Annotated in this window: 11 protein-coding genes; 10 read left to right on the forward strand and 1 reads right to left on the reverse strand. The window is 75.5% G+C overall.

Annotated elements, in window-relative coordinates; genetic code table 11:
- Positions 1-103: 103 nt before the first annotated feature.
- Complete coding sequence (gene eccCa / locus AC2TEW_RS06315) at positions 104-4,093, reverse strand: type VII secretion protein EccCa (protein ID WP_484622315.1); 3,990 nt, start codon at positions 4,091-4,093, stop codon at positions 104-106.
- Positions 4,094-4,264: 171 nt separating this feature from the next.
- Between eccCa and eccD the strand changes: the two genes are divergently transcribed.
- From eccD to AC2TEW_RS06365, 10 genes are all read left to right on the forward strand, one after another.
- Complete coding sequence (gene eccD, locus AC2TEW_RS06320; RefSeq protein WP_484622316.1) at positions 4,265-5,632, forward strand: type VII secretion integral membrane protein EccD; 1,368 nt, start codon at positions 4,265-4,267, stop codon at positions 5,630-5,632.
- 80 nt (positions 5,633-5,712) lie between these two features.
- Positions 5,713-7,158, forward strand: a complete 1,446-nt coding sequence (gene eccB / locus AC2TEW_RS06325) for a type VII secretion protein EccB (protein ID WP_484622317.1) — start codon at positions 5,713-5,715, stop codon at positions 7,156-7,158.
- 106 nt (positions 7,159-7,264) lie between these two features.
- Positions 7,265-7,603, forward strand: coding sequence for a BAR domain-containing protein (locus AC2TEW_RS06330; RefSeq protein WP_484622318.1), 339 nt, complete (start codon positions 7,265-7,267; stop codon positions 7,601-7,603).
- Between the two features lie 75 nt (positions 7,604-7,678).
- Entirely contained in the window at positions 7,679-7,981 is a 303-nt protein-coding gene (locus tag AC2TEW_RS06335; RefSeq protein WP_484622319.1) for a hypothetical protein, read from the forward strand.
- 15 nt (positions 7,982-7,996) lie between these two features.
- Positions 7,997-8,425: a hypothetical protein gene (locus tag AC2TEW_RS06340; RefSeq protein WP_484622320.1), complete on the forward strand. Its 429-nt coding sequence runs from the start codon at positions 7,997-7,999 to the stop codon at positions 8,423-8,425.
- A gap of 96 nt (positions 8,426-8,521) precedes the next feature.
- Positions 8,522-10,591, forward strand: a complete 2,070-nt coding sequence (locus tag AC2TEW_RS06345; protein WP_484622321.1) for a hypothetical protein — start codon at positions 8,522-8,524, stop codon at positions 10,589-10,591.
- Between the two features lie 65 nt (positions 10,592-10,656).
- A complete protein-coding gene (locus AC2TEW_RS06350) occupies positions 10,657-11,097 on the forward strand; it encodes a YbaB/EbfC family nucleoid-associated protein (RefSeq protein WP_484622322.1) in 441 nt (146 codons plus the stop codon).
- Complete coding sequence (locus AC2TEW_RS06355; RefSeq protein WP_484622323.1) at positions 11,090-11,404, forward strand: hypothetical protein; 315 nt, start codon at positions 11,090-11,092, stop codon at positions 11,402-11,404. Before AC2TEW_RS06350 ends, AC2TEW_RS06355 begins: the two co-directional genes overlap by 8 nt.
- Entirely contained in the window at positions 11,404-14,394 is a 2,991-nt protein-coding gene (locus tag AC2TEW_RS06360; protein ID WP_484622324.1) for a hypothetical protein, read from the forward strand. The genes AC2TEW_RS06355 and AC2TEW_RS06360 overlap by 1 nt, the downstream gene beginning before the upstream one ends.
- An 83-nt stretch (positions 14,395-14,477) precedes the next feature.
- Complete coding sequence (locus AC2TEW_RS06365) at positions 14,478-17,168, forward strand: hypothetical protein (RefSeq protein ID WP_484622325.1); 2,691 nt, start codon at positions 14,478-14,480, stop codon at positions 17,166-17,168.
- The last annotated feature ends 110 nt before the right edge of the window (positions 17,169-17,278 follow it).

The raw sequence follows: 17,278 nt of genomic DNA on the forward strand, positions 1-17,278 counted from the left end.
GGCTCCTGGTCGGCCATGCGGTACGTCTCCCCTGCTCGCCGGTCAGGGCCCGCACTCGCGGCGCGGCCCTGCCCAGGTATACGCGGCCGGTGCCGCGCACGGTTCACCCGCCGGGGCCGTCCTCGGCGGGCGCCGCGACCAGGCCGGTCTGCAGCTGCACCGTACGTCGCCGGGTGATGTGCAGGGCGCGGCCCGGCGGCAGCTGACGCGGCTTGACGCTGCCGAACAGGGTGCCCTCGCTGGGCGGGCAGGACAGCAGCACCGCCGGGGTGTTGACGTCCACCAGCCGGCGCAGCAGCGGATCGGTCATGGCCCGGCCGATGCCGTTGGCGCTGCGCGCCACGATCAGGTGCAGGCCGAGCTCGGCCCCCTGGGCGAGGTGGTCGAGCAGCGGGGCGAACGGGTGGGCGCCGGGCGGTGCGGAGATCAGGTCGTAGTCGTCGACGATCACGAACAGCTCCGGGCCGGTCCACCAGTCGCGCAGCTTGAGCCGGGCCGGGGAGATCTCCTCGCTGGGCACCCGCCCCTCCATCGCGCGCGCCGCGCCCTGGACGATCTGCTTGAGCACGTCCACCGCCACCGCGTAGCCGAGCCGGTACTCCTCCGGCACCAGCTCGTACAGGCCGCGGCGGAAGTCGACCAGCATGATCCGGGCCTCGTTGGGCGCGTACGCCGAGGTGATCCCGGAGACCAGCAGCCGCAGCAGGTTGGTCTTGCCGGACTCGCTGTCGCCGACCACCAGCAGGTGCGGGGACTCCTCGAAGTCGTGCCACAGCGGCGAGATCTCCCGGTCCTCCAGACCGAGGGCGACCCGCAGCCTGCCGTGCGGTGCGGGCAGCGAGGCGGCCGGGAGTTCCAGCGGCAGCATCCGGACGGCGGGCGCCCGGGGGCCGGTCCAGTGGTCGCCGACCGCGTCGACCAGGTCGGCGACGCCCTCGGCGAGGTCGTCGCTGCCGCCGCAGCCGTCCATCCGCGGCAGGGCGGTGAGGAAGTGCAGCTGCTCGTCGGTGATGCCGCGGCCGGGGGTGCGCGGCACGGTGGCGGCGGCCCGCATGTTGACGGTGGAGTCCACCGGGTCGCCGAGCCGCAGCTCGAAGCGGGTGCCGAGCTGGTCCCGCAGCGCGCCGGTGATCTCGCCCCAGCGGGCGGCCGTCACCACCAGGTGGACGCCGTAGTTGAGGCCGCGTCCGGCGATCAGGCTGATCACCGGGACGAGGTCGGCGAACTCCTGGCGCAGGGTGTTCCAGCCGTCGACGACCAGGAAGACGTCACCGTGCTGCTCGTCGGCGAGCGCCTGGTCGCCCGCCGCCCTGCGCTGACGGAACGAGGCGGCCGAGTCGATGCCCAGCCGGGCGAAGCTCTGCTCCCGGCGGGCGATGATGCCGTTGATCTCCGCCAGGGTGCGGCCCACCCGCTCCGGGTCGTGCCGGCCGGTCACCCCGCCCAGGTGCGGCAGGTCGCGCAGCGCCGACAGCGTGCCGCCGCCGAAGTCCAGGCAGTAGAACTGCACCTCGCGCGGGCTGTGGGTGAGCGCGAGCCCGCAGATGAGCGTGCGCACCAGGTTGGACTTGCCGCTCTGCGGCCCGCCCGCGATGCCGATGTGCCCGCCCGCGCCGGACAGGTCCGCCGTCAGCAGGTCGCGCATCTGCTGGAACGGCCGGTCGATCACCCCGACCGGAACCGACAGCCCGCCCCGCCCGGCCCACCCGTCGGTGGTCAGCCCGTACGCCGGGTGCGGGGCCAGCGGCGGCAGCAGCTCGTCCAGGGTGGGCGGCACGTCCAGCGGCGGCAGCCACACCCGGTAGGCCGGCGGGCCCGCGTCGAGCATCCGCTCGGCCGCCAGGTCCAGCAGCGTGTGGGTGGGCTCCTCCTCGGGCTCCTCCTCCTGGACCACCACCGGGGGCTGCCGGGGCGCCACGTACCCGGTGCCGTACGGCACGATCTGCCCCGCCACCACCGCCTGTTCGGCGGGGGAGGACCGCTTGTGGCGGTAGGGGCCGGACACGTACGCGGCCTTGAACCGGGTCAGGGTGGCGATGTCGCTGCGCAGGATGCCGTTGCCGGGCTGCGAGGGCAGCTGGTAGGCGTCCGGGACGCCCAGCACGCCGCGGCTCTCCATCGCGGAGAAGGTCCGCAGGCCGATCCGGTACGACAGATGGGACTCCAGGGCGTGCATCCGGCCCTCGTCGAGGCGCTGCGAGGCGAGCAGCAGATGGACGCCCAGCGACCGGCCGAGCCGGCCGATCATGATGAACAGCTCCATGAAGTCGCGGTGCGCGGCGAGCAGTTCGGAGAACTCGTCGACCACCACGAAGAGCGTCGGCATCGGGTCCAGCTGGGTGCCGGCGGCCCGGGCGCTCTCGTAGTCCAGCAGCGAGGTGTAGTTGCCCGCCGAACGCAGCAGCTCCTGGCGGCGCATCATCTCGCCGTGCAGCGCGTCCCGCATCCGGTCCACCAGCGAGGCCTCGTCGGCCAGGTTGGTGATCACCGCCGAGGTGTGCGGCAGCTGGTCGAGGCCGAGGAAGGTCGCACCGCCCTTGAAGTCGACCAGCACGAAGTTCAGCGTCTCGGATGAGTGGGTGAGCGCCATCGCCAGCACCAGGGTGCGCAGCAGCTCCGACTTGCCGGAGCCGGTCGCGCCGATCAGCATCCCGTGCGGACCCATCCCGCCCTGCGCCGACTCCTTGATGTCCAGGTCCACCGGCAGCCCGTCCGCGCCCAGGCCCAGCGGCACCCGCAGGCGCTGCTCACGGGGGCGCTCGGCCCAGGCCTGCCGCACGTCGTGCCGGTACAGGTCCTTGATGCCGAGCAGCGCGGTCAGGTCGAAGTCGCCCGCCAGCGGCTCCGCCGCGTCCACCGAGTCCCCGAGCCGGTACGGCGACATCAGCGTCGCGAAGCGCCGTGCCGCGGGCCGCCCCAGTGCGTCCGGGCGGCCGAGCGCGGTGACGCTGTCACGGCGGTTGCGGTCCGAGCCGACCAGCTCCAGCGCGCCGTCCGAGATCCGCAGCCGCAGCCGGTACTTGGACTGCTTCCACTCCAGCGCGTCACCGACGTCCAGCACGGTCGCGTTGCGGTAGCCCGCCAGCGCGGTACGGCCGGTGGCGGGCAGCTGCACCCCGTCCACCACCACCACCGTGTACGGCTCGTCCCGGCCCGGCTGCGCCTCCGGCTCCCACGGCGGCCGGGCGGCGAACTCCTGGCCGAGCAACTGCTCCAGCTCGACCACGGACCCCGCCACCAGCCGCAGCGGGCCCGCGCCGTCGGTGTCGTCCGGGTGCAGGGCGTGCGGCAGCCACTTCAGCCACTCCCACTCAGCCTGCCGCTCCGGGCTCGCCACCACGCCGATCCGCAGCTCGTCCGGCGCGTGGAAGAACGCCAGCTGCGCCACCATCGCCCGGGCCAGCGCCCGCGCCGGGCCGTCGTCCTCACCGCTGTGCAGCAGCACGTGGGCGTAGCCGCGCACGTGCACCGCGATCGGCTGCCCGGGCAGCGTGCCGTACGCGTGGATGAACCGCCGCAGCGCGTGCGCGCACAGCGGCTCCAGGTCCTCGACCGGCTTGGTCGCCAGCGGCGCCAGCTTCACCGCGAGGCGCTGCGCCCCGACCGCGATCCGGACGTCGCCGAAGTCGGGGTGCGAGGCCCGGCGCTCCCACAGCCGGGAGGTGCGCACCAGCGAGCCGAGCGCGCCCGGCTCCGGGTGCCGCCAGGCCAGCGCCTCCTGCTGCTTGACGGTGTGCCGCCGGACCTGGCGGCGCATCTGCGACAGGTAGCGCAGGTAGTCCCGCCGCTCGGCGCGCAGCTGCCGCTTGCGGTCACTGGCGCCACGGATCAGCTGCACCACCAGCATGCCGACCGCGGACAGGCCCATCATGCCCATCGCCACGTACGTCAGCGGGCCACCGCCGCCGCCCTGCGGGTGGATGAAGATGAACAGCATCGAGAACGAGCTGAGCGCCATCGGCGCCATCATCAGCATGTTGGACAGCCCGCTCTGCGACTCCGGCAGACCGGGCGGCTCCTGGAGCTGGATGTCCCCGTCGGGCATCTCCGGTCCCGGGCGCCGGGGCGGACGGTCGACCACGACCACGCTCAACGGACCACTCCTCGACTCGACGCGCTCACCGGCGGCCCGGGGCCGCCCCACCCAGGGCACGGCCCGCCGGCCCCGGGCGGTTCACCCCGCAGCTGAACCGCCACCGCACCACCGGACGTAGCTCCGGTCGGAGGGCCCCGCGACCCGGGCCGGACGGAGGGTGGAACAGGCGTGAGCAGTGGAGCCGTGGCCGGCCTGTGCAGGCTGAGATTCCGGGCGCCCGGCGCGGCCTTCGAACTGGCGGTGCCCAGTGACGTGGTGCTGGCAGACCTGCTGCCCGGCGTGCTCGGCCACGCCGGCGCCGAGGTCGAGGAGTCCGGCATCGAACACGCCGGCTGGGTGCTGCAACGCCTCGGCGGGGACCCCCTCGACGAGGAACGCACCCTGGAGGCGCTCGGCCTGCGCGACGGCGAGGAACTCTTCCTGCGCCCCCGGGTCGCCGCCCTGCCGCCGGTGCACTTCGACGACCTGGTCGACGGCGTCCGCAGCGGCATGCTGGCCCGCGGCGACTCCTGGCGCCCGGTGATGACCCACCACCTCGCCCTGGCGATGGCCCTGGTGGCACTGGCCGGCGGGATCGTGCTGCTGGCGCTGCCCGGACCCGCCCAGATGCGCTGCGCCGCGGCCGCGGTCGCCGCCGTCCTGCTGCTGTTCGCCGCCGGGGGCGCCGCCCGCTCGGTCGGCGACGCCGCCGCCGGGACGGCGTTCGGCGCGGCCGGCGCCGGGTACGCGGTCGCCGCCGCCGTCCTGCTGCCCGGGATCACCGGCGCCGCCCGGCTGCTGGCCGGCGGCTCGGCCGCGGCCGGCGCGGTGGTGCTGGCGCTCGCGGTGGTAGGCCGCTCGATGCCGTTCTTCCTGGCGCTGCTGGCGCTGGCGGTGCTCGCCGGCGGCGCCGGCGCGATGGCGCTGTTCGACGTGCAGCCGCAGCACTCGGCGGCGGTCCTGGCCGCCGTCGCGGTGCTGTTCGGCGCGTTCGTCCCCGGCATCTCGTTCAAGCTGGCCGGGCTGAGACTGCCGGCCCTGCCGCGCAACGCGGAGGAACTGCAGGAGGACATCGAGCCGTTCCCGGCCGAGGACGTGCTGGCCCGCAGCGCCGTCGCCGACGGCTACCTGACCGCCTTCCTGATCGCGATCGGCCTGGCCTGCTCGGCCTGCCTGACCCTGATCGCCGGCGGCGCCGGCTGGGGCCTGCCCGCGATGGCCGCCGACCTGTCGGTGCTGCTCCTGCTGCACGCCCGCGAGATCGGCAGCCTCTGGCAGCGCCTGGGCGTGATGCTGCCCGGCCTGTACGGGCTGGTGCTGCTGACCGGCGGGCTCGGCCTGCACGGCAGCTGGGAGGGCCGCCTGGTGCTGACCGGTGCCCTGCTCGGCGTCGCGGCGCTGCTGGCGGTCGTCGCCTGGACCGTACCGGGCCGCCGCCTGCTGCCGTACTGGGGACGCGCCGCCGACCTGCTGCACTCGCTGGCCGCGCTCGCGCTGCTGCCGCTCGCCCTCCAGGTGCTCGGCTTCTACCAGGTGCTGCGGGCCGTGGCCGGCTGACCCGGGCCGGGGGCCGGGACCGGCCCCCGGCCCGCGGCGCCGCGCACGTCCTCGCCCATGTCGTCGAAGGAGAACCACCGATGCAGTCCAGGCGCGACCAGGTACAGGCCCATCTGTTCGTGATGGGCCGGGTCTCGTCCGGGATGCTGCGCGGCGAACCGGACGCCCCCGACTCCCCGATCGCCCGCACCACCCGCGGCGCGGTGATCGGCCTCGCCCTCGCCATGCTGATCGGCCTGGTGGTCGGGGTGTACGGCCTGATCGTGCCGGGCGGCGCGACCGGCTGGCAGAAACCCGGCACGCTGGTGGTGGTCAAGGAGACCGGCGCCCGCTACCTGTACGCGGGCGGCGCGCTGCACCCGGTGCTCAACCAGTCCAGCGCCAAGCTGCTGGCGGGCGACCAGCTGACCCTCCAGCAGGTCAGCGTGAAGTCGCTGGACGGCGCGCAGCGCGGCGCCGCGGTCGGCATCGTCGGCGCCCCCGACGGCCTGCCCGCCGCCGAGGACCTGCGCACCGCGGACTGGCTGTCCTGCGTGGTGCCCGCCGCGCCCGGCGGGCCGCCGCAGCTGTCGCTGTCGATCGGCCTGCACACCCCGGGCCGCCGGCCCACCGACGCCCAGGGCCAGCTGGTCGCCGCCCCCGACGGCACGCCGTACCTGCTGTGGCGCGGCCGGCGGCTGCGGGTCGACGGCGGCAGCGGCGCGCTGCGCGCCCTCGGGTACGCGGCCGCCACGCCGTACCCCGTCACCACCGGCTTCCTGAACGGCTTCCCGGCCGGGCCCGACCTGGCGGCGCCCGAGATCCGCCGACGCGGCGCCACCGGTCCGGTGCTGGCCGGGAAACCGACCCGGATCGGACAGCTGTTCGCCGGATCGGGCGAGGACCGCTACGTGCTCACCGAGGACGGGCTGGCGCCGCTCGGCGCCACCCTGCTGGCGCTGGTCCAGGGCGACCCGCGGACCCAGCAGGACGCCTACGGCGGCGCGGCGGTCGCACTCGGCCAGGTCGGCCCCGCCGACCTCGCCGACCACGCCGCCCCCGCCGCGGCCGCCGCCCCCTGGTCCCCGGCCGGCCTGCCCGCGTCACCACCGCAGCCGGTACCGGCCGCGCCGGGCCAGGCGGTCTGCGCCGAACTCCGCCCGGCGGACGGCACCCCCGCCGTCGCGCTGGTGCTGACGGACGCCGCCGCGGTCACCGGACAGCCCCCGGCCGCCCAGCCCGGGATCGCCCGGCCCTGCGCCGGCGCCGACCGGATCGCGGTGCGGCCCGGCGGCGGCGCACTGGTCCGCGCCGTCACCGGCAGCGGCTTCGGCAGCACGCTCTACCTGGTCACCGACGCGGGCGTGAAGTACCCGCTGCCCTCCGCGGCGGCCGCCAAACAGCTCGGCTACGAGAAGGCCGGCCCGCAGGCGGTTCCCGGGACCCTGCTGGCGCTGCTGCCCACCGGCCCGAGCCTGGACCCGGCGCTGCTCGCCGCCGGCGGAGTGGTCACCGAACCGGCCGCCGCCGACCCCTGCACGGGCTGAACCACCCGCCGGGCCGCGGCCGTTCCCCATGGCGGGCCGGGGGCTCCCGGCCGGGGACGAAGGCGGCGGCGGCTGGTGCCGCCGCCCCACTCAGGAGGGACGGCTGATGGCCGGCGACACGATCCTCAACGATCCGGCGGTGGTCAGGCAGGTACTGACCGTCGTCGAGCAGCAGGAACAGAACATGGTGGAGACCCGCAACCAGGTCCACGCCATCGTGGAAGAGGTCTCCATCCACTTCCGGGCGGCGTCCAGCGAGGCCTTCCAGCGGAACATGGAGGACTGGGAGTCCCGCTACCGCCAGGTCCAGGAGCGGTACGGCGTCTTCCACCAGGCGCTGCTCGACGCCCAGAACACGATGGACCGCACCGGCGAGGACGCGGTGGTCGTCGCCAACTCGCTGGTCGGCGACCACAGCGACCGGATCTACCACGGTCTGCAGTGACCGCGCGCCCGGCGCACGGCGCCGGCGGGCCCCCGGGGGCCGAACACCCGCTCACCACAAGGAAGGCACCGAACCATGGCTACCGAAGGCCTTGAGCTCCACCACGGCCGGATCGACGAAGCGACGGCGATGCTGAAGGACATGGGCCACCGGATGGAGGAGGCGATGGAGCAGACCAGCGCCTTCCTCCTGCAGGGGCTCGGCCACGAGCTCAAGGGCACGCTCGCCGACGGCGCGCTCTCCTTCGCCACCGAACTGGACAACGCCGACAAGGCGATGAAGGGCGACATCGACCGGGCCGCCGCGGCCCTGGAGCTGATGCACGGTCTCCTGCGGGACGCCGACGTCAGCACCGGCCGCGGGATGGCCAACCAGTAGACGGGGTGAGCGTCGGTGTCGGACACCCCCCAGGATGACTCCAGCACCCTCAAGGTGACGGACGGATTCCTCCGCGACTTCGCGCACGACAAGCTGCAGCCCTTCCTGGAGGCGCTGCGCAGCGACCCGGCCCGAAAGGCGCTGCAGCGGTTCCAGCAGGCGTCGCCGAACGCCGTGCACGGCCCGGGCGAGTACTCGCTGCTGCTGACCGGCAGCGGCTCGGTGCTCAGCAACGTCGCCGCGCTGCAGAAGGCGTTCACCGCCTACAGCGGCTCCATCGAGACGCAGTTCACCACCATCGAAGGGCAGCTGAACAAGCTGATCGCCGACCTGGAGCACGCCCAGGTGCTGCTCCAGAACGGCGAGGACGAGGCGCTCAAGGCCTCCCAGCTGATGTGGCTGATCAACGATGTGCTCGGCGGCGGGCCGGTGGCCTCGCACTGACGGCCGCCGCCGTCCGGCACCGCGGGCCGGGCCGCCGCGACAGGGCCCGGCCCGCAGGACCGAACCGAACCGGAGAGAGACCGAGGAGACACGGAATTGGCGACTTGGGAAGACGCGCTGACGGTGTTCGCCAGCTCGTCGCAGACCAGCTTCACCCCGCGCAGCGCCGTCGCCAACTACGACAAGCAGAGCTGGATCGGCGGCCACGGCTCGGCCGTGTACAGCCTGTCGACGGTCAACTCCGGCGAGATGGACAAGAAGTTCGACGTCTGGTTCTCGTTCAACTACTCCGGCGGCGGCACCGCCGGTGACTACGCCCAGGTCTACGGCGCCACCCTGAACTGGCCCCAGTTCACCGCCGAGACGACCGACCTCGGCAAGTTCGTCCGCCAGGGCAGCACCGTGATGAACCCGCTGGCCTGGGGCCACTACGAGAACGACCGGACCAGCATCTGGAGCTTCGACGCCGCGGTGTCCATGCTGAAGGGCATCGAGGCGCTGCTGCAGTTCTGGGTGCCGAAGACCAGGGAGTGGGCGCAGGCCGTGAATGCGCCGGACTCCGACTGGCAGGGCAGCGCGGCCGGCCAGTTCAGGTCGCTGCTGAACTCGCTCGGCACCGAACTGCAGATGTTCGAGGACGACCTGCGCGGCCGAAAGGCCAAGGAAGACCTCGACATCGCCAGGACCGTCCTCGGCGGCTCGGTCATCAAGATGGTCAACACCCAGCAGGACTACTGGAACTCCCGGCTGATCTGGCCGATCAACGCGCTCCACGACGCCATGCTCGCCTCCTTCGAGGGCGCCACCGCCAGCGCCGTCGCCGACGCCGACGGGATCCCGACCTTCAAGGTCAGCACCCCGTGGGGCGACCCCGCCACCGACGGGTTCTGGCAGCACGTCGAGATCAACGCCAAGGACCTCTGGACGCAGAACGTCCAGAAGATCCTGGACCCCGGCGCGACCGAGGCCCTGCGGATCCTGGACGCGGCCTACGGCGACGCGCTGTCCACCCTGAAGAACCTCGCGCCGGTGACGCTGCGCCCGGGACCGCCGTCCGACAAGGACCTCAGCAACAACTCCAGCGGCAACGGCCTCGGCGACGGCTTCAGCAGCCTCAGCAACAACATGAACGACGCGTTCAAGGGGATGGGCGACGGGCTCAAGGACAGCTTCAGCTCGCTGGGCAACAACTTCAGCTCGCTCGGCTCCGGGCTCGGCAGCGGCTTCCAGAACATCGGCAACTCGCTGTCCGGCCTGGGCAACAACCTGACCGGCCCGGGCGGCCTCGGCACCGGCGGCCTCGGTACCGGTGGCCTGGGTACCGGCGGCCTCGGCAACTCGGTGTACGACAAGAACGGCAAGCCGGTCTTCGACTCCGACGGGAACCCGGTCGTGGTGCCGCCGGGCGGCCACATCGACCCGGTCACCCACCAGGTCATCGGTGCCGACGGCAAGCCGCTCCTCGACCGCAACGGCAACCCGATCACCGTCCCCGACGGCGCGAGCACCGACACCCCGGGCCGCTACCTCCAGGTCCCGCCCGGCTCGCACATCGGCGACAACGGCCATGTGATCGGTCCGGACGGCAAGGACGTGCTGGACCGCAACGGCAACCCGATCGTGGTCGACAGCGGCTACACGCTCGGCCCCGACGGCACCATCCGCGACGAGCACGGCAACCCCGTCTCGGAGAGCACCCAGCTGCTCGCCGACCAGCGCCACGCCTACGACGCCACCCGCGACAAGCTGTTCGGCGACGGCTCCGCCGGCCTGTTCCCCGGTACCGGGGGCCTCGGGCTGTCCGGCGGCCCGGACGGCTCCTCGTTCGGCGGCGGCCCGTACGGCAGCGGGGTGTCCGGCGGCGGCAACGGCATGAGCGCCAAGGCGCTCGCCAACGGCGGCGAGCCCTCGGCGGCGGCCAAGGCCGCGGCCGAACGCGCCGCCGCGGAGCAGGAGGCCGCCCGGGTCGCCGCCGCCGAACGCGAGGCGCTGACCGGCAGCAAGGTCAACACCACCGGCGGCAGCCCGATGATGCCGCCGATGGGAGCCGGCGCGGGCGCCGGGAATCCCAACGAGAAGGACAAGCAGCGCACCACCTGGCTGGCCGAGGAGGAGGAGGTCTGGGGGACCGAGACCACCGCCGTCAGCGGGGTCATCGGCCGCTGACCGGCGGCCACCCACCCGGTCCGGCGGCCACGCAGGCGGCCCCGGGCCCCGACGACAGGAGCAGCATGAGCGGATCGTTCAACGAACAGATCGAGCAGGCCATGGCGGCCGTCCGGGCCGAGCACGCCCGGGCCAAGGAGGCCGCCGACGAGCTGGCCAACAGCTCCGTCTCGGTCACCTCCAAGGACCGCCTGGTCACGGTGAAGGTCGGCCCGCAGGGGCAGGTGCTGTCGATGACCTTCCACACCACCGGCTACCGGGAGATGGCACCCGCCCAGCTCGCCACCCTGCTCACCGACCTGCTCAACGAGGCCCGGGCCCGGATGGGCGGCAAGGTCGTCGAGGCGATGAAGGGCTTCGACGGCATCGGCGACATGCTCCGCGTCTCGCTCAGCGGCGGCGGCGAGCTCGACGAACTGCTCGAGCCGCTGCGGGCGATGATGCCGGGCCACGACGCGGACGCCGCCCGCCGCCGGGCCGGGAAGCAGGAGGAGTTCGGTGGCTGAGACCGACCTCCTGCTGATCACCGAGGACCTCAAGAAGCGGTTCGCGGAGTTCGGCCAGCTGAAGAAGCAGATCCAGAAGGTGGAGGACGACGTCCGGGCGATCAACGACCTCAACCTCAAGGTCGGCGGCAACGACGAGATCGGCAAGCAGTACCACGAGCAGGTCGACCAGGCCACCAAGGACCTCGCCGAGCTGATCAAGAAGATCGGCGAGGTGGTCGAGAAGGCCGGCGAGAACGGCATCAACCTGGTCGCCGAGTTCGACTACGCCAAGGACGCGGCGACCGACATCGCCAACCACCTGTGATGGACCACCCCACCGACCTCCTCACCCCGGCGGCCGACCCGGCCGGCCCGGCGTCTGCGCCCGCCGCCGAGCCCGCGCCCGCCGCCGCGCCCGGGACCGACCCGGCCCGGGACACCGCCCGAGCCGTCGCACTGGCCCGGCTGCTGCCCCGGCTGAAGCAGCGCGGCCGGCAGGCCGCCGAGCAGGTGGACGACCTGCTCGCCGCGGCCGCCGACGGCGGCGCCGAGCTGCCCGCCGGCGTGCACGCCGCGCTGCTCGCGGACGCCCGCGCGATCACCCGGCTGCTGGGCACCGGCGCACCCGCCGAGGCCCAGCGCGAGGCCGAACGGCTGGCCCGCCGGGCCGTCGAGGCACTGCCCGCCGGGATGCTCAGCGCGGAGGCCGCCGACCACGCCGTCGCGGCCGCCGGCGCCGTCGCCCGGCTGCGCTGCCTGACCGCCGGCCTCCCCGGAGCCGCCCCCGCCGACGCCCCGTCACCCGGACCGGCTGGGCCGCCCGCGCCGCAGCCCGTACCCGAGCCCGCGCCGCAGTGCCCACCGGGGCCTGCCCCGCAGGCCGTACCGGAGCAGGCGGCCGCACCCGCCGGCGCGGCCGACCGGGCCAGGACCGCCGCCCTCGCCCGCGCCGCCCTCGCCGAACTCGAAGCGCACCGGCCGGAGTTGGAGGCCGCCACCGAGGACCTGGCCGCCCGGCTGCGCACCGGCGGCACCCCGCACCGTGAGGACCCCACCGCCCGCGCCCGGCTGCGCCGCCGTCTCGCCGTGGCCCGACGCCGCCGCGAACGGGCAGCCGACCACCTCACCGAACGGCTGCTCGAACTCCTCGCCCGGTGCCCGCAGGACGTCCCGTACGGTCCCGTCGGCCCGCCACCCGCACCGGCCGACCCGGTGCTGCTCGACTGGCTGCGCGGCTACACCACCCAGGGCCTCTACACGCCCGCGACCGAGCACGAGATCGCCGAATGGCTCGGCCCCGACCCGTTCGGCCTGCGTGCCCTGCCCCCGCCGCCGCCGTTCCTGGCGGGCGTGGACCCCGGTACGCTCGCGCCCGAGCACATCGCCCCCTTCCTGCGGCGGATCAGCCTCACCCGCCGCCCCCCGGCGCCCGCCGACCTGACCCGCGAGGCCCTCGACGCCGACCGCGGCGCGGTGAGCACCCGGCCGCGCCCGGCCGGGCTCCGCCGCTGGGGGCAGCCGCCGGGCGCCCCCCTGCTGCCCGCGGTGACCCGGATCCCGCACCTGGTGCACGGCATCTGGGTCGGCCGCCCGCTGCCCGCCACCAGCGTGTTCTGGCGCAACTACGGGGAGGCGGCCCGCCGTTACACCGGCCGGGTCGACTTCGTGCTGTGGACCGACGTACCCCGGGCCCGCATCGAACAGGTCCGTGCCACGCCGCCCCCGCCGCCCGGCAGCCGCGACCCGCTCGCCTACGAACGCCGGCTGCTGGCCTGGGCCGAGGAGAACGGCATCCGGCTGGCCGCCGTCCACGAGGTCTTCCACGCGCAGGCGCCGATGCGGCTGCACCGGCAGGCGGCCCTGGAGCTGGCCAAGCAACTCCCGCGCGGCTACGCGAGCTTCGGCGACCTGCTCCGGGTCGAGCTGCTCGAACGGTTCGGCGGCGCCTACGTCGACGGCGACATCGCCTTCGCCGGGCCGGACACCGACCCCACCCCGGCCGCCACCGGTGAACCGTCCGGCGACGGATCGGACGGCGGCGGATCGGACGGCGGCGGGCCCGGCGGCGGGTACGAGGAGTTGCCCGCGTTCTTCGACCGGATCGCCCGCTCCACCCACGGATTCACCGTCAACCCCCGCCCCGGCGGGGTCGACAACGACGCCATCGTCGCGCCCGCCGGCCACCCGGCGATCCGGCTGTGGTCCGAACGTGCCCGGCTGACGTACTGCCGTACCCAGCCGCAGATCTTCGGCTCCCTGCAGCACATGGCCGGCCGCTGGACCGGCGAGACCGCCCGCTACATCGCCCCCGCCCGCACCGGCTGCGTCCAGTACCAGGTGGTGGCCCTGCTCGGGATCCCGTTCCTCGACCTCCCGGGCACCGGCCCGGCGCTGCGGATCGGCCATGAGCTGAGCTGGACCCCGCCACCGGCCGGGGAGCCCGCCGAACCGGCCGCCCGCACCGAGGACGAGGTGCTGGCCGTCCTGGCCGGGACCGCCACCTTCCTGCGCTGGCAGCAGATCGCCCGGCAGGGTGACCTCTACCTCGCCGCCGCCCACCCGGTGATCCGCACCCTGCCCGACCCCGATGCGGCGTGGACCGCCCTGCTGCGGGTACTGCCGCTGCTCGACGGCACCGGCTCCGCGTCCGTCACCTCGGTGACCGACCTGCGCCGCACCGACGACGGCCGCCTGGAGCGGTCCTGTCTCCCGCCCGAGGCCGAGGCCCTGATCGACCGCACCCCACCACCCGCCGCCTGGATCGGCGCCCCGCTGGCGCCGACCGGCCGACCGGTCTGGCTCCTCGACGAACAGGTGGAACCCGCCCGCCTGCGCACGGACCGGCCCGGCGCCGACCGGGCGGCCGCCCTCGCCCCGTACACCGAGGTCGCCTGCGATCTGCTCGGCCGGCCCGTCGGGCTCTGGCTCAGGTCGCCCCGCGACGCCGGCTTCTGGCGCCACGGCGGCCGGTTCGGGCAGGTCCCGGACGGCCACCTCGGCGTCGCGCTCGGCAGTTCCCCGCACCAGGACTGGATCCTCGACCTGGCCGTGCGACCGGAGGACATCGCCCTGCTGGTCCTCGGCCTCGGCGCCACCGGCCGGCCCGTCCAACTGATCACCCCGGGCGTGGAGCCCGCCCGCGACCGGGCCTTCGCCGCCCGGCTGCGGAACCTGCTGGACGTCCCGGTCCACTGCTCCGAGGACGTGCTGCGCACCCTCGGCCGGCCGCCCGCCGAACCGCCCGCCGTCCCGGCCCTGGTCCACCGGCCGCTGTCCGGCCCGACGCCCGCCCGCCCGCCCGGCGGCCACCGGTGACGCCCGCCGGGATCCGTCCCGGGCCCTCCACGGCGGCAGCCGCGCCGGCAGCGGACGCGACGCCCGCCGGGGTGCCTGCGACGGTGCCCGCCGAGACCTCCACCGTGCCGGCCGGCCCCGCAGCCACCCAGGCGCCCGGCGTCCAGGACGTGGCCCGAGCCGTGGCCCTCGCCCACGCGCTGCCCCGCCTGCGCGCGGAGAGCCGCCGGGCCGCCGAACGGCCCCCCGCCGCTCCCGGGCCCGCCCGCCGGCCCGGCACCGGGACCCCCGCCGTCACCCCGGCGGAGGCCGCCGACCACGCGGCCCGACGCGTCCGGCAGGCCGTCGCCGCGCTGCCCACCGGAACGCTCTGCCCCGAGCTGGCACACCGCGCCGAGGACGCGGCCGGCGCCGTCGCCCGCCTGCGCGCCCTGGTACACGGCCTCGACACCGCCGTTCGTCCGGACGGCCACGGACGGACCGCGGCGCTGGCCCGCGCCGCGGCCGCCGTCCTCGACCACCACGAGCCGGAACTGGCCCGTGCCGCCGAACGGCTGACCGCCCGGCTGCTGGCCGGGGCCGGGCCGACCGCCGTCCCCGCCGCGGCGGACGGCGTCCGGCAGCGCCTGGACGCGGCCGCCCGGCTGCGCCGCGAGCGCGCCGAGCGGCTGGCCGGGCAGGTCCGCGCCCTGGCCGTCCGGGCGGCCGGACCCGAACCGGCCACCGCCGCGCCCACCGACCCGCTGCTGCTCGGCTGGCTCCGCGAGCGGACCGGCGCACCGCTGTACACCGCGGAGTTCGAGACCGGGCTGCGGGCCTGGCACGGCACCGACCCGTACGGGCTGCGCGAACTGCCGCCCCCGCCCGCCTTCCTGGCCGGGGTCGACCTCGACGCCGTGGCACCCGAGCAGGTCGCGCCGCTGCTGCGCCGCCTCTGCCTGACCCGCCCGGCCCCCACCGCCGCCGACCTCACCCCGCAGGCCCTCGGCCGGGAACCCGGCCGCACCTGCGACGCCCACCGCGACCCGGAGCTGCGCCGCTGGGGACGCCCGCCGGGGCCCGTTCCGCTGCTGCCGGAGCACACCCGGATCCCCCGCGTGGTGCACGCCATCTGGCTCGGCGGACCGCTGCCCGAGGCGGGCCAGTTCCGCCGCGGCTTCGGGGCCGCGGCCGCGGCCCACCGGGGCGAGCTGGACTTCGTGCTCTGGACCGATCTGCCCCGCGGCCTGGTCGCCGCCGCGGCGGCCCCGGCGCCGCCGCCGGGCGCGGACGACCCGCTCGCCGAGGTCCGCTCGATGCTGGACTGGGCCCGGCGCAGCGGCATCCACCTGGTGAACCTCGCCGAGGTGTTCCACGCCGGGGCGCCGATGAGGCTGCACCTGCCGTTCGTCCTGGAGACGGCCAAGCAGCTGCCCCGGGGGTACGGTTCGGCCGCCGACCACCTGCGGGTGGACATCGTCCACCGGTTCGGCGGCGCCTACATCGACGGGGACATGCACTTCGAGGGCGCCCTCGCCCCCACCGAGAGCCTGCCCGCCCTGCTCGACCGGGTGGCCGGCTCCGAACCCGGCTTCACCATGAATCCCGGTCTCGGCGTCGGCAACGACGTCCTGATCGCCCCGGCCCGGCACCCCGCCGTCGCGCTCTGGTCCGAGTGCGCCCGGCTCAACTACGGCCGCACCCAGCCGGAGATCTTCGGCGGGCTCGACGCAATGCTGCTGCCGTACGCGGGCCGCACCCGGCAGGACCAGCGGTACGTGGCACCGCACCGCTCCGGCCGGATCCACCACGAGGTGCTGCGGCTGCTCGGCCTGACCGGCGGACAGCTGCCGCCCACCAAGCACGCGCTGACGGACGGCCACGAGGTCGCCTGGGCCCGGCCGGTCGCCGGTGGCGGGACGGCCCGGCGGCCGGTCCCCGAGGCGGAGGTGCCGGGGGTGCTGGCCCGCTGCGCGACCTTCCTGGGCTGGCAGTTGACCGCCCGGGAGGGGGACCTCTACCTCGCCGCCGTGGACCCGGTGGTCCGCTCGCTGCCCGACCCCGACGCGGGGTGGCCGGCGCTGCTGACGGTCCTCGCGGCCCCGGCCGCCGGATCCCCGCCGGTGACGTCGGCGGCCGCGGTGACGTCGGTGACCGAGGTGCGCCGCCGGGACGGGGACGGAGCCCTGGAACGGGTCGACCTGCCGCCCGAGGCCGAGGCGCTGCTCGACCGCACGGCCCGGCCGGGCCGCTGGCTGGGCGCCCCGCGCTCCCGGCACGGCGAGCCGGTCTGGCTGCTGGACGAGTGTGTCGCGCCCGCCGCGCTGCGCGACCCGTCCGCCGCGTCACCGGCAGGACTGCTGTCCGACCCGCTGTCCGGGCCGGTCCGGGCCGCGGCCGCGCTGACCGAGGTCGCCCTCGACCCGCTGGGCCGGGTGCTCGGGCTGTGGATCAGGCCGGAGCGGTCGGCCGGCCCGTGGCGGCGGGAGGACCGCTTCGCCGAGGTGGCGCCGGGCCGGCTGCGGCTGTGGCTGGGCGGCGCACCCGGTCCCGGCGCCTTCCGTGAACTCGGCGTCCGGCCCGAGACGGTGGCCCGCCTGGTCGCTCAACTCGCCTTGGCGGGGCGGGTGGTGGAGCTGGCCGTCCCGGCCGGCGGAGCGGCGGAACTCCGGCCGTTCGCCCGCCGCCTGGAGCACCTGCTCGGCGTGGCGGTGCTGCCGGTCGGCGCCGGGGACCTGTCCGGGCCCGCGCCCGGACCGCCGGATCCGCCGCTGGTCCCGACGGTCACCTTCCGGCCGTTCCCGGTCCTTCCGTAGGCCCGCCCCACCCGTAGGCCCTGCCCCACCCGTCAAGCCTGCCCCACCTGTAAAGCCTGCCCCACCCCCGGCCGGGCGCCTCGCGCCGGCCGGCTCCCACCCTGGAGGTC

This window comes from Kitasatospora sp. NEAU-CNBT7 (assembly GCF_057220535.1).